Origin of the sequence: Streptomyces sp. NBC_01803 (assembly GCF_035917415.1) — a bacterium.
Taxonomy (GTDB): Bacteria; Actinomycetota; Actinomycetes; order Streptomycetales; family Streptomycetaceae; genus Streptomyces.
Genome location: NZ_CP109073.1, coordinates 582425 through 595514, shown reverse-complemented (window position 1 = coordinate 595514; position 13090 = coordinate 582425). Strand labels below are relative to the sequence as shown.

The 13090-nt window shown below is 73.3% G+C and carries 11 protein-coding genes and 1 pseudogene; all 12 read left to right on the top strand.

All coding sequences use genetic code 11. The features are described from left to right. Positions 1-64: 64 nt before the first annotated feature. A complete protein-coding gene (locus tag OIE51_RS02485) occupies positions 65-682 on the top strand; it encodes a flavin reductase family protein (protein ID WP_326595156.1) in 618 nt (205 codons plus the stop codon). Between the two features lie 25 nt (positions 683-707). Next, entirely contained in the window at positions 708-2039 is a 1332-nt protein-coding gene (locus OIE51_RS02480) for an AMP-binding protein (protein WP_326595154.1), read from the top strand. Then, on the top strand, positions 2002-3180 hold the full coding sequence (gene pdhA / locus OIE51_RS02475) for a pyruvate dehydrogenase (acetyl-transferring) E1 component subunit alpha (protein WP_326595153.1): 1179 nt from the start codon (positions 2002-2004) through the stop codon (positions 3178-3180). The genes OIE51_RS02480 and pdhA overlap by 38 nt, the downstream gene beginning before the upstream one ends. Before the next feature lie 2 nt (positions 3181-3182). Next, positions 3183-4163, top strand: a complete 981-nt coding sequence (locus tag OIE51_RS02470; protein ID WP_326595151.1) for an alpha-ketoacid dehydrogenase subunit beta — start codon at positions 3183-3185, stop codon at positions 4161-4163. A 19-nt stretch (positions 4164-4182) separates the two neighbouring features. Then, positions 4183-5616, top strand: coding sequence for a dihydrolipoamide acetyltransferase family protein (locus OIE51_RS02465; RefSeq protein WP_442812031.1), 1434 nt, complete (start codon positions 4183-4185; stop codon positions 5614-5616). Positions 5617-5770: 154 nt separating this feature from the next. Continuing rightward, positions 5771-7648: a 2-oxoacid:acceptor oxidoreductase subunit alpha gene (locus tag OIE51_RS02460; RefSeq protein ID WP_326595147.1), complete on the top strand. Its 1878-nt coding sequence runs from the start codon at positions 5771-5773 to the stop codon at positions 7646-7648. Continuing rightward, positions 7638-8678, top strand: a complete 1041-nt coding sequence (locus OIE51_RS02455; protein ID WP_326595145.1) for a 2-oxoacid:ferredoxin oxidoreductase subunit beta — start codon at positions 7638-7640, stop codon at positions 8676-8678. Before OIE51_RS02460 ends, OIE51_RS02455 begins: the two co-directional genes overlap by 11 nt. Before the next feature lie 81 nt (positions 8679-8759). Then, entirely contained in the window at positions 8760-9329 is a 570-nt protein-coding gene (locus OIE51_RS02450; protein ID WP_326595144.1) for a sigma-70 family RNA polymerase sigma factor, read from the top strand. Beyond that, positions 9326-9610 carry an anti-sigma factor family protein gene (locus OIE51_RS02445; RefSeq protein ID WP_326595142.1) on the top strand — a complete coding sequence of 95 codons (285 nt, stop codon included), beginning with the start codon at positions 9326-9328 and terminating at the stop codon, positions 9608-9610. The genes OIE51_RS02450 and OIE51_RS02445 overlap by 4 nt, the downstream gene beginning before the upstream one ends. Before the next feature lie 185 nt (positions 9611-9795). Beyond that, positions 9796-11076 carry an ergothioneine biosynthesis glutamate--cysteine ligase EgtA gene (egtA, locus tag OIE51_RS02440; RefSeq protein ID WP_326595140.1) on the top strand — a complete coding sequence of 427 codons (1281 nt, stop codon included), beginning with the start codon at positions 9796-9798 and terminating at the stop codon, positions 11074-11076. Beyond that, on the top strand, positions 11076-12389 hold the full coding sequence (gene egtB, locus OIE51_RS02435) for an ergothioneine biosynthesis protein EgtB (RefSeq protein ID WP_326595139.1): 1314 nt from the start codon (positions 11076-11078) through the stop codon (positions 12387-12389). The genes egtA and egtB overlap by 1 nt, the downstream gene beginning before the upstream one ends. Next, positions 12389-13069, top strand: a pseudogene (egtC, locus tag OIE51_RS02430) (ergothioneine biosynthesis protein EgtC); the annotation flags it as partial. The gene egtB and the pseudogene egtC, both read left to right, overlap by 1 nt. Positions 13070-13090: the final 21 nt, after the last annotated feature.

Genomic DNA, 13090 nt, shown 5'->3' with positions numbered 1-13090 from the left:
CGGTGACGGCACACGCGCCCCCGGCCCAACGGGCGCCCGATTCCTCAGGAGAAGAGAACCCGGCATGACCGCAGAGCACCCGACGGCCAGGGGCGTCGCCACCCGGCCCGGCCACCCGCCCGACCCGCCCGCCCACCGGCCCGAGCCGCCCGTCCCGTCCACCCAGCCGCAGCGGCCGGCCGACTTCCGCACGCTCATGGCCGGCTTCCCCACCGGCGTGACCATCGTCACGACCACCGGAGCCGATGGGGTCCCCTGGGGCATGACCCTGACCTCGCTGTGCAGCGTCTCCCTCGAACCGCCCATCCTGCTGGTGTGCATGCGCCGGGGCAGCCCCACGCTCGACGCGGTGCTGGACAGCGGCCGGTTCGCCGTGAACCTGCTGCGCGGCGGGGCACAGAGCACCGCGGAGCTCTTCGCCTCCGGGGCGGCGGACCGGTTCGACCGCGTGGCCTGGGGAGCGGGCGAGGGCGCGGCCGGACCGCACCTGTTCCAGGCGGCCTACACCATCGCCGATTGCTCGGTGACCGCCCACCACACAGTGGGCGACCACGTCGTGATCATGGGCGGTGTCACCCGGGTCGTCCGGCAGGGCGTCCAGCAGCCCTTGCTCTACGGACTGCGCAGCTTCGCCGTCTGGCCCGAGGCGGAGGGCTTTCTCTCGTACGACTTCATGCTGTGAGTGTCCCGGGAGGCGGAGCACGGTGATGAACGGCCACGCGCCGTCCGCGGCGGAAGCGGAATCGCTCACCCTGGACCAGATCTTCGCGCGCTCCGCGAGGCGTTTCGCCTCCAGGATCGCCGTCCAGGAGGGCAGGCACCGGTTGACCTACGCCCAGGCCGAACGCCACGCGACCCAACTGGCGTCGGCTCTCGTACGCGGCGGTGCGCAGCTCGGTGACGCGCTGATCGTGCACTGCGAGAGCCACCGGCAGGCGTTGGTGGCGCAGTTGGCCGTCCTCAAGGCGGGAGGCGTGTGCGTGCCCGTCTCCCGCTCCCCGGGTGGCCCCGAGGTCCTGCGCCTCGCGGAGTGGAGCGGCGCCCGGGCGATTTTGTGCAGCCGTTCGACGTACGTGCACGGCGGCGGGCCGGGAACCCGGGTCGCCTCGCTGGTCCTGGACGACCCGGCCACCTGGCGGAAGATCGCCGGGGTAGCGGCCGAACCGGCGCTGCCCCGGTCCGGTCCCGAGGAAGCCGCGCATCTGGTGTTCCACCGCGCCAGCGGACGGCTTGTCGACCACCGGACGTGGGGAAGCTCCCTCGCCGCTCGCGTGCGCCGGGTCGGCCGGGCCGCGCGCACCGTCATCATCGACGAGCCGCCCATGGCGCCGCTGGCGCTGGCCGCCATGTGGTGGGCCTTCGCCGGCGGCGGCACGCTACGCACCCGGTCCCCGGCCGTCGACCTCTCCTGGCCGGTCGTCGGCGGCGTATCGGACGCCGTCGTGCTGTCACCGGAACGGTACGCGCGGACCCTCGCGGCGGCCGGCGGCGGCCGGACACCCGGGCCCGGCCGGGAGCCCGGCACCATCGTGCTGTTCGGCGGCGGCCCGTGCGCGAGCGGCCTGGTCGCACGGCACTTCGCGGTCAGGCCCGGGACGGCTCTGTGGGCCGAGTTCGCCCCGAGGGGCGGCCCGGTGCCGTGGACCGCCCAGCGGCTCCTCCCCCGGGACCCGGCGCGGGCCGGGCACCAGGAGGTGGGCCGTCCCGTCTCCCCGGTCCGGGTGCGGGTCATCGGACTCGACGGACAGGCCCTGCCGCCCGGCCGGATCGGCGAGGTCGTCGCGGCCGGTCCCGCCTGGCCCTTCGAAGACTCCTGGCGGACGGGCCGCTCCGCCCGCGCCGTCCCCGGGCCGGAGGGCGCTTCGCTCCTGAGTTCGGGCTGGTACGGCCGCTGGTCCTCCGACCAGACGCTGGAAGTCGTCGGACGGCGCCTGCCGGAATCCGGGCCCACGAATCGCTTGCGCCCGCCCACCCCGTCAACGGCTCCGGAGAGGAACCGACATGGCAGTGAAGACCTCCGCGCGACATCGCGGGGCTGACACCCCCGTCCCCGACCCGGCGCACCCGGCGGTCTCCCCGAGTGCGGTGAGCCTCTTCGAGGCACCGCCGGAGGCGTCCGAACCCCTGTGCCTGCTGACCCCCGGCGGTGATCCTGTGCCGCATCCCCTCCTCGTGCCGGAGCACGACCCGGACCGGCTGCGCGAGATGTACCGCGACATGGTGATGGTCCGGAGCCTCGACGCCGAGGCGACGGCGCTCCAGCGCCAGGGCGAGCTGGGCCTGTGGACCCCGCTGCTCGGACAGGAGGCGGCCCAGGTCGGCTCGGCCCACGCCCTGCGCGCCGACGACTTCGTCTTCCCCAGTTACCGGGAACACGGCGTGGCCTGGTGCCGGGGCGTCGACCCCATGCATCTGCTCAAGCTCTTCCGCGGCGTCACCCACGGCGCCTGGGACCCCGACGAACACAACTTCCACCTCTACACCCTGGTCGTCGGCGCCCACCCGCTGCACGCCACCGGCTACGCGATGGGCCTGACCCGGGACGGCTCGGACGCCGCGGCGGTGGCGTACTTCGGGGACGGCGCCACCAGCCAGGGCGACGTGGCGGAGGCGTTCACCTTCGCCGCCGTCCACGACGCGCCGGTGGTCTTCTTCTGCCAGAACAACCAGTGGGCCATCTCCGAGCCGACCGAGCGGCAGAGCCGCGTGCCGATCTTCCGCCGGGCGTCCGGCTTCGGCTTCCCGGGTGTGCGGGTCGACGGCAACGACGTGCTGGCCTGCCTCGCGGTGACCCGCGCCGCCCTGGAGTACGTCCGCGCCGGCCACGGCCCGGTCCTCATCGAGGCGTTCACCTACCGGATGGGCGCGCACACCACGTCCGACGACCCGACACGCTATCGGCGCGCCGCCGAGGTGGACGAGTGGCGGGCCAAGGACCCCATCGAGCGGCTGCGGACCCACCTGATCCGCACGGGCCATGCCGGGGATGACTTCTTCAGCGGGGTGGCCGCCGAGGCCGCCGATCTGACGCACCGCGTCCGCCGCGAGGTGCGGACCATGCCGTCCCCCGGCCCCGAGGCCATGTTCGACCACGTGTACGCGGACGGGCACGCGCTCGTCGACGAGGAGCGGGCCCGATACGCCGGGTACCGCTCGTCCTTCGCCGAGGAGGGGGAGTAGCCATGGCCACCGAGACGATGTCCCTGGCGAAGGCGCTCAACGAGTCGTTGCGCCGGGCCATGGACACCGACCCGAAAGTCCTGGTCATGGGCGAGGACGTGGGCCGGCTCGGCGGGGTGTTCCGGATCACGGACGGACTGCAGAAGGACTTCGGCGAGGCGCGGGTGATCGACACCCCGCTGGCGGAGTCCGGCATCGTCGGCACGGCGATCGGGCTGGCCCTGCGTGGCTACCGGCCGGTGGTGGAGATCCAGTTCGACGGCTTCGTCTTCCCGGCGTACGACCAGATCGTCACCCAGCTCGCGAAGATGCGCGCGCGGTCGCTGGGCCGGGTCGGCCTGCCCGTCGTGATCCGCATCCCCTACGGCGGCGGAATCGGCGCCGTCGAGCACCACTCGGAGTCCCCGGAGGCGCTGTTCGCGCACGTCGCGGGCCTGAAAGTGGTCTCGCCCTCGAACGCGCCGGACGGCTACTGGATGCTCCAGCAGGCCATCCGGAGCGATGATCCGGTCATCTTCTTCGAACCGAAGCGGCGCTACTGGGACAAGGGCGAGGTCAGCACCGGGGCCGTCCCCGATCCGCTGCACAGCGCGCGCGTCGTCCGCCCGGGGACGGAGCTGACCCTGGCCGCGTACGGGCCGATGGTGAAGGTCTGTCTGGAGGCCGCCGTCGCGGCGGCGGAGGAGGGCCGGTCGGTGGAGGTCGTGGACCTGCGCTCGCTGTCGCCGGTCGACTTCGGCACGCTTCAGGTCTCCGTCGAGAAGACCCGCCGCCTGGTCGTGGTCCATGAGGCCCCCGTCTTCCTGGGCACGGGCTCGGAGATCGCCGCCCGGATGACGGAACGGTGCTTCTACCACCTGGAGGCCCCGGTGCTGCGGGTGGGCGGCTTCCACGCCCCGTACCCGCCGGCGCGGCTGGAGGAGGAGTACCTGCCGGACCTGGACCGGGTGCTCGACGCCGTCGACCGCTCGCTGGCGTACTGAGAGAAGGGTGCTGACGATGATGACGGAGCCAACCACCAGGGGCTCCACCGCGGAATTCCGCATGCCGGACGTCGGCGAGGGGCTGACCGAGGCCGAGATCCTCGCGTGGTACGTCCAGCCCGGTGACACGGTGACGGACGGCCAGGTGGTGTGCGAGGTCGAGACGGCCAAGGCGGCGGTGGAGCTGCCGATCCCGTTCGACGGAGTGGTGCGCGAGCTGCGGTTCCCCGAGGGCACCGCGGTGGAGGTCGGGCAGGTGATCATCTCGGTGGACACGGCGCCGGCGGCGTCCGTGACCGCCCTCGATTCCGTCGCTTCCCCCGCCCCCGCCCCCGCCGCTGCCGCCGCTGCCGCCGAGCCGTCGGCCCGTCAGCCCGTGCTGGTCGGCTACGGGGTCACCGGCGGCTCGGCGAAGCGCCGTCCGCGCAAGCCGCCCGCCGCCGCCGAGCCCGGGGCCGGCGAGCCCGGGGCCGGCGCCGCGGACCGGGGCGGGCCGGAGGACGGCGCCCGTCCCCTCGCCAAGCCGCCGGTCCGCAAGCTGGCCAGAGACCTGGGCGTCGACCTGGCGGCGGTCACGCCGACCGGCGCCGACGGAGTAGTGACCCGCGAGGACGTGCACGCCGCCGCCCGGACGGACAGCGTGGCTCCGGCGGCTCCGGCGGCTCCGGCGGCTCCGGCAGCTCCGGCGGCTCCGGCGGCTCCGGCGGCTCCGGCGGCTCCGGCGGCTCCGGCGGCGCCCGCCGGGGAACACGCCCGGGAGACCCGTGTCCCGATCAAGGGAGTGCGCAGGGCCACCGCCGAAGCCATGGTGGCGAGCGCCTTCACCGCCCCGCACGTCACCGAGTTCGTCACCGTCGACGTCACCCGGACCATGGAGCTGGTCGAGGAGCTGAAGCGGGACCCCGACCTGGCCGGCTCACGGGTGAACCCGCTGCTCCTCGTGGCGAAGGCCCTCCTGGTCGCCGTCAGGCGGAACCCGGGGGTCAACGCGGCGTGGGACGAGGCCGCGCGGGAGATCGTCGTCAAGCACTACGTCAACCTGGGCATCGCGGTGGCCTCCCCGCGCGGTCTGGTCGTGCCGAACATCAAGGACGCGGACACCATGACCCTGCCCCGGCTCGCCCGGGCGCTCGGCGAGCTGGTGTCGACCGCCCGCGAGGGCAGGACATCCCCGGCCGACATGCGGGCCGGCACCATCACCATCTCCAACATCGGCGTCTTCGGCATCGACACCGGCACCCCGATCCTCAATCCGGGCGAGTCCGCGATCCTCGCCTTCGGCGCCATCAGGCTCCGGCCCTGGGTCCACGAGGGTGAGGTCACGGCTCGCCAGGTCACCACCCTGGCCCTCTCCTTCGACCACCGCCTCGTCGACGGTGAGCTCGGATCGCGGGTCCTGGCGGACACCGCCGCGATCCTGGAGCGGCCCCAACGCCTGATCACCTGGAGCTGAGGTGACGTGTCCAGGTTTCGTGCAGATCCCGCCCAGAGGGAATGCCGCAGACTGTGACCGCCCCTGACAGGGCCGGCCGTTGACACCCCCGGTCGGCGGTCGGCCCGCCTCCCGCACGAGATGACTGAAGTCCCAAGTTCCGAAGGAGACGCTGGTGCTGGTCCGTGGTCAGGCAAAAGAGGTGCGCTCCCTGGAGCGGGTCGTCATCCGCTTCGCGGGGGACTCGGGCGACGGTATGCAGCTCACCGGCGACCGTTTCACCTCGGGGACCGCGTCGTTCGGCAACGACCTGGCCACGCTTCCCGACTTCCCGGCCGAGATCCGCGCTCCGGCCGGGACCCTTCCCGGCGTCTCCTCCTTCCAACTGCACTTCGCGGACCACGACATCCTCACCCCGGGCGACGCGCCGGACGTGCTGGTGGCGATGAACCCGGCGGCGCTGAAGGCGAACCTGCCGGACCTGCCGCGCGGCGCGGACATCATCGTCGACACGGACGAGTTCACCAAGCGAGCCCTGGCCAAGGTGGGTTGGCACGCCTCGCCGCTGGAGGACGGGACGCTGGAGGCGTACGCGGTCCATCCCGTGCGGCTCACCACGCTGACCGTGGAGGCCCTCAAGGGGGCCGGGCTGTCGCGCAAGGAGGCCCAGCGCAGCAAGAACATGTTCGCGCTGGGGCTGCTGAGCTGGATGTATCACCGGCCCACCGAGGGTGCCGAGACCTACCTGCGGTCGAAATTCGCCAAACGCCCGGAGATCGCCGAGGCGAACGTCACGGCCCTCCGGGCGGGCTGGAACTTCGGCGAGACCACGGAGGACTTCGCGGCCTCGTACCAGGTGGCCCCGGCGTCCGGGGCCTTCCCGGCCGGCACGTACCGCAACATCTCGGGGAACCTGGCGCTCGCCTACGGCCTGATCGCCGCCGCGCGGCGGGCCGACCTGCCCCTCTACCTCGGTTCCTATCCGATCACGCCGGCCTCGGACATCCTGCACGAGCTGTCCCGGCACAAGAACTTCGGCGTGCGCACGTTCCAGGCCGAGGACGAGATCGCCGCGATCGGGGCGGCGCTGGGTGCCGCCTTCGGCGGAGCCCTGGCGGTGACCACCACCTCCGGGCCGGGCGTGGCGCTGAAGTCGGAGACGATCGGGCTGGCCGTCTCGCTCGAACTGCCGCTGCTGATCGTGGACATCCAGCGCGGCGGCCCGTCCACCGGCCTGCCGACGAAGACCGAGCAGGCGGATCTGCTGCTGGCCATGTACGGCCGCAACGGCGAGGCGCCGGTCCCGGTGGTCGCTCCGCGCACCGCGGCCGACTGCTTCGGCACCGCGCTGGAAGCGGCCCGGATCGCCCTGACCTACCGGACCCCCGTCATCCTGCTCTCCGACGGCTACCTGGCCAACGGCTCCGAGCCGTGGCGCGTCCCCGACCAGGACGAACTCCCGGATTTGCGCGTCCAGTTCGCCACCGGCCCCAACCACACCCGCGCCGACGGCAGCCAGGTCTTCTGGCCCTACAAGCGCGATCCGCGGACCCTGGCCCGGCCCTGGGCGGTCCCCGGCACCCCGGGGCTGGAACATCGCATCGGCGGCATCGAGAAGGAGAACGGCAGCGGCGACATCTCCTACGATCCGGCCAACCACGCCCTGATGGTCCGCACCCGCCAGGCCAAGATCGACAACATCACCGTCCCCGCCCTCGACGTGAGCGACCCGACCGGCGACGCCGACACGCTGGTCCTGGGCTGGGGATCGACCTACGGGCCGATCACCGCCGCCGTGCGACGGCTGCGCGCCGCGGGCGAACGCGTCGCGCAGGCCCATACCCGCCACCTCAACCCGCTGCCGCGCGCACTCGGCGAGGTACTGCGCCGGTACGAGACGGTGGTGGTCCCCGAGATGAACCTCGGCCAGCTCGCCACCCTGCTGCGCGCCACGTACCTGGTGGACGTGCGGTCCCTCGCCCAGGTCAACGGAATGCCGTTCAAGGCCGAACAGCTCGCCACCGCTCTGAAGGAGGCCATCCATGGCCGTTGAGGCCCTGTCCCTGGTGCCCCGGGCGGAAGCCGCCCTGTCGGTCCGCGATCTCAAGTCCGACCAGGAGGTCCGCTGGTGCCCCGGCTGCGGCGACTACGCGATCCTGGCCGCCGTGCAGGGCTTCCTGCCGGAGCTCGGCCTCGCCCGGGAGAACATCGTCTTCATCTCCGGCATCGGCTGCTCCTCCCGCTTCCCGTACTACATGAACACCTACGGGATGCACTCGATCCACGGCCGCGCCCCGGCGATCGCCACCGGCCTGGCCACCTCCCGCCGCGACCTGTCGGTCTGGGTCGTCACCGGCGACGGCGACGCGCTGTCGATCGGCGGCAACCACCTCATCCACGCGCTGCGCCGCAACGTCAACCTGAAGATCCTGCTGTTCAACAACCGGATCTACGGCCTCACCAAGGGCCAGTACTCCCCGACGAGTGAGGCTGGCAAGATCACCAAGTCGACGCCGATGGGCTCGCTCGACACCCCGTTCAACCCGGTCTCGCTGGCCCTGGGCGCCGAGGCGTCGTTCGTCGCCCGCACCATCGACTCCGACCGCAAGCACCTGACCGGCGTGCTCCGCGCCGCCGCCGCGCACTCCGGCACCGCCCTGGTGGAGATCTACCAGAACTGCAACATCTTCAACGACGGCGCCTTCGACGTTCTCAAGGACAAGCGCGGGGCCCAGGACGCCGTCATCCGTCTCGAACACGGACAGCCCATCCGCCTCGGCGCGGGCGCCGCCAAGGGCGTCGTCCGTGACCCGGTCACCGGTGACCTCGACGTCGTCCGCGTCACCGCGGAGAACGAGCGGCAGGTGCTGGTCCACGACGCCCGCTCGGCGTCCCCCACCGCCGCCTTCGCCCTCTCCCGCCTCGCCGGCCCCGTCACTCCGATCGGCGTCTTCCGCTCCGTCGAGCGCCCGGTCTACGACGTCCTGATGGCCGACCAGCTCGAAGCCGCCGTCGCGCGGAACGGCAAGGGCGACCTCGCCGCCCTCCTGGCCGGCACCGACACCTGGACCGTCACCGGCTGACCGCCGGACGTCCACGGGGCGTGGCGGAATGCCGGGTGGGGTGGGGTGGGTTCCCAGCGTGTGGAAGAGCGAGCGGCGCGTGTGGAAGAGCGAGCGGCGTGTTCCGATGTGGACCGGCGGCGGGCGTTCGCCGAGCATGTGGTGCCCGAGGTGGAGGTGCTGCTGCGGGTGGCCCTCTCGCTGACCGCTCAGCCCGCCGACGCCGAGGATCTCGTGCAGGACACGCTGCTGCGCGCCTACCGGGCCGTGCACCGGTTCGACGGGAGGCATCCGCGGGCCTGGCTGCTCACCATCATGCGCAACGCCGAGGCGAACCGGCACCGGCGGCGCAGACCGCAGCTCCTGGATGATCCGGACGCGGACCTCGACCGGTTCGCCGTGCCGCTCGCCGCCGGGCGGGCGGCCACCCCCGAGGAACTGGTCGTGGGCGAGACCTTCGACGATGTCGTGGAGAGCGCCGTCGCCGCGCTGCCGGTCACGTACCGGCAGGCGCTGCTCCTGGTGGACGTGGGCGGGCTCGCCTACGCCGAGGCGGCGCGGGTGCTCGGGGTGCCGGAGGGAACCGTGATGAGCAGGCTGCACCGGGCGCGCAAGCGGATCCGGGACCGGCTGGCGGGCGCCGGACTGGCGCCGGGGCGAGGTGCGACATGATCAGGCGGCCATGGCGGCGGGACGCCGCGCGGCGGGCGATGGACTGCGCGGAGGCGGCGCGGGAGATCCAGGCGTTCGTCGACGGCGAGGCCGACTCGTTCGCGGCGGTGCGGCTCGCCGCCCATCTGGAGCACTGCGGCTGGTGCGCCTTCGAACTCGCCACCTACCGCGAGATCAAGGCGGCTCTCGCCCGCCGGCGGTCGCCGGATCCCGAGGCGGTGCGGCGGCTGGGCGACTTCGGCGCGTCCCTGCCGGGTGGCGGGCCTCAGCCCGGCGAGTGAGGGTGGACGGGCGGCGAAGCTCCCCGAGCGGACCATCACCGCGATATATTCGAACAGTTGGCCGAAAATGATCGCCGGATCGGGAATGCCCCGCGTGCCGTGCGGGGTTTCCACGCCGTGTTCCGGCCGGAGATCCACCGAACCGCCCGGAGAAGTCGACAAGGAGAAGGGAAACCGACACGAGGATGGATGACTGTCTGACGTTGGAAGAGGCCGAAGCGTACGTCAAGGGCGTCTGCTTCAAGACCGGACCTCCCACCAGGGTGGGCGTCGAACTGGAATGGCTGGTGCACGATCGCGCCGACGCGCGGCTCCCGGTGGCCGCCGAACGAATGGCCGAGGCACTGGCTCCCTTCGAGACACCGGGCACGCTGCCGCACCGCGGCGGCATCAGCCGGGAACCGGGCGGGCAGATCGAGTTGAGCACCGCGCCGGCCGACTCGCTCGCCGGCTGCGTCGAGGCGGCGCTGGGCGATCTGACCGTGCTCCGCGCGAGTCTCGCCGCGGCGGACCTCGAACTCCGGGGCTACGGTCTCGATCCGCACCGGGACCCGCCGCCGCGGGTGGTGCGACACCCCCGCTACCGCGCCATGGAGGCGCACTTCGACCGAGCCGGCCCCTGGGGCCGGGTGATGATGCGCGGCACCGCCGCCGTCCAGATCAGCCTGGACGCGGGCGACGACACCGACGGTCCCCCCGGCTACCGCTACCGCTGGCGCCTGGCCCACCGGCTGGGCCCGGTGCTGATCGCGGCCTTCGCCAACTCGCCGCTGTGGCGCGGCAGATCGACCGGCTGGCTCTCCACCCGGCAGGCCGTGTGGCGGCGCATCGACCCGACCCGCACGAGAGCCCCGGACGCGGGCACGGACCCGCGTGACGCCTGGGCCGACTACGCCCTGGACGCACAGCTCCTGTGCGTACGCCGCGCCGGGTCCGCCGACTGGTCCGCGCCGCGCGGGCTGACGTTCCGCTCCTGGCTCACCGGCGGCGCGGTCGGCCGCCCGCCCGCGATCGAAGATCTCGACTATCACCTGACCACCCTCTTCCCGCCCGTACGGCCGCGCGGCTGGCTGGAGTTGAGGATGATCGACGCCCAGCCGGGCGACGACGGCTGGATCGTCCCGCTCGCCGTCGCCGCGGCCCTGCTGGACGACCCGGTCGCGGCGGACGCCGCGTACGCGGCCACCGAGCCGCTGTGCGGCGACGACGGACTGCCGCCGCCCGAGGTGTGGACCCGCGCGGCCCGGCTCGGCCCGGCCGACCCCGCGATCGGCAAGGCCGTGCGCGCCTGCTTCGCCGCGGCCGACACCGCGCTCGCCGTCTCGGGCACGCTCGCCCGCACGCGCCGGACCGTGGCCGCGTTCGCCGAGCGTTATGCCGAACGGGGCCGCTGCCCCGCCGACGACCAGTTGAACGAGCTGGGCCGGAGCCCGGCGACGCACGCCCCATGGGAAGGACTGTCCTGATGAGCCGGCGACCACAGCGACTCTCACACGCCCTGGCCGAGCTGGAGACAGCCCGGAAAAGAACCCTCACCCTGACGGACTGTCTGGGCGATGACGAACTCATGGCTCAGCACTCCCCGTTGATGTCCCCGCTCGGCTGGGACCTGGCGCACGTCGGGAACCAGGAGGAGATCTGGCTGGTCCGCGAGGCCGGCCGCCGCCCCGCCCTGCGCCCCGATCTCGACGACCTGTACGACGCCTTCCGGCATCCGCGCGCCGACCGGCCCGCGCTGCCGCTGCTCAGCCCGGCCGAGGCCCGCCGTTATCTCGGGCAGGTCCGCGAACAGACCCTGGAGGTGCTGGCCGCCTCCCCGTTCGCCGGGGATCCGCTGCACGTCGACGGCTTCGTCTTCGGCATGGTCGCGCAGCATGAGCAGCAGCACGACGAGACGATGCTCGCCACGCACCAACTGCGCGCCGGGTCCCCGGTGCTGAGTGCGCCGGCGCCGCCTCGCGCGTCCGCCGCCGAGCGGCTGCCGCGCGAAGTCCTCGTGCCGGGTGGCCCGTTCACGATGGGGACCTCGACGGATCCGTGGGCGCTGGACAACGAGCGGCCCGCGCACGCGGTGGACGTTCCGGCGTTCTGGCTGGACACCGTGCCGGTGACCAACGCCGCGTACGAGGAGTTCATCGCGGACGGCGGCTACGACGACCCGCGCTGGTGGACACCCGGGGGCTGGGAGCACCGGCGGTCGGCGGAGCTGGCCGCGCCGGGGTTCTGGTTCCGTGACGGTGGACCGGCGTGGTTGCGGCGGCGGTTCGGGCAGGTGGAGGAGGTGCCGGCGGACGAGCCGGTGCTGCATGTGTGCTGGTACGAGGCGGACGCCTACGCCCGGTGGGCCGGCCGGCGGCTGCCGACCGAGGCCGAGTGGGAGAAGGCCGCCCGCCACGATCCCGCCACCGGCCGCTCGTTCACCTACCCGTGGGGCGACACCCCACCGGGCCCCGAGCACGCCAACCTCGGCCAGCACCACCTCCAGCCCGCCCCCGCCGGCTCCTACCCCGAGGGCGCCGCGCCCTGCGGCGCGCGCCAACTCCTGGGCGACGTATGGGAGTGGACCGCCAGCGACTTCCAGCCGTACCCGGGATTCGCGGTGTTCCCCTACAAGGAATACTCGGAGGTCTTCTTCGGCCCCTCCTACAAGGTGCTGCGCGGCGGCTCGTTCGCCGTCTCGCCGGTCGCCTGCCGGGGCACGTTCCGCAACTGGGACTACCCCATCCGCCGCCAGATCTTCGCCGGGTTCCGCACCTGCCGGACGGCGGAGGAGCACTGATGTGCCGTCATTTGGCCTATCTGGGGCCGCCCGTCCCGCTGGCCCGGCTGCTGACCGAGCCGCCGGGCGGCCTGTACCAGCAGTCCTGGGCGCCGCGGCGCCAGCGCTACGGCACGGTCAACGCGGACGGCTTCGGCATCGGCTGGTATCCGGCCGCGGACGGCGCGGAGCCGGCCCGGTACCGGCGGGCCGTGCCGATCTGGGCCGACGCCAACCTGCCCGACCTCGCCCGGACCATCAGCAGCGGCGCCGTCCTGGCCGCCGTCCGCTCCGCGACCGCCGGTACCAGCCAGGACGCGTCGGCCGCCGCGCCGTTCCGCTCCGGCGGATGGCTGTTCAGTCACAACGGCGCCGTCCGTGACTGGACCGGGCTGCCCGCCGACACCGGCACCGGCACCGGCCTGACCGCCGCCGACCTGCTCGGCCTGGAGGCGCACTGCGACTCCGCGCTGCTGTGGGCCATGGTCCACCAACGGCTGCGGGCCGGCGAGTCGGCCGGCGAGGCGCTGGCCACCGTGACCCGGCGGACCGCCGACGCCCGCCCGGACGCCCGCCTCAACCTGCTGCTCACCGACGGCCGCGTCATCGCCGCGACCCGCCGGGGCGACACGCTCTGGTACCGCACCGGGCCCGGCGAGGTGCTGGTCGCCTCCGAGCCCGACGACGACCGCGACGACTGGCGCGAAGTCCCTGAAGAATCC

Bases quoted from the DNA above. Each gene is read 5' to 3' on its own strand.
- pdhA (WP_326595153.1), top strand. From the start codon at position 2,002: ATGGCAGTGAAGACCTCCGCGCGACATCGCGGGGCTGACACCCCCGTC.
- OIE51_RS02455 (WP_326595145.1), top strand. From the start codon at position 7,638: ATGGCCGTTGAGGCCCTGTCCCTGGTGCCCCGGGCGGAAGCCGCCCTG.
- OIE51_RS02470 (WP_326595151.1), top strand. From the start codon at position 3,183: ATGGCCACCGAGACGATGTCCCTGGCGAAGGCGCTCAACGAGTCGTTG.
- OIE51_RS02445 (WP_326595142.1), top strand. From the start codon at position 9,326: ATGATCAGGCGGCCATGGCGGCGGGACGCCGCGCGGCGGGCGATGGAC.
- OIE51_RS02465 (WP_442812031.1), top strand. From the start codon at position 4,183: ATGACGGAGCCAACCACCAGGGGCTCCACCGCGGAATTCCGCATGCCG.
- egtA (WP_326595140.1), top strand. From the start codon at position 9,796: ATGGATGACTGTCTGACGTTGGAAGAGGCCGAAGCGTACGTCAAGGGC.
- OIE51_RS02485 (WP_326595156.1), top strand. From the start codon at position 65: ATGACCGCAGAGCACCCGACGGCCAGGGGCGTCGCCACCCGGCCCGGC.
- egtB (WP_326595139.1), top strand. From the start codon at position 11,076: ATGAGCCGGCGACCACAGCGACTCTCACACGCCCTGGCCGAGCTGGAG.
- OIE51_RS02480 (WP_326595154.1), top strand. From the start codon at position 708: ATGAACGGCCACGCGCCGTCCGCGGCGGAAGCGGAATCGCTCACCCTG.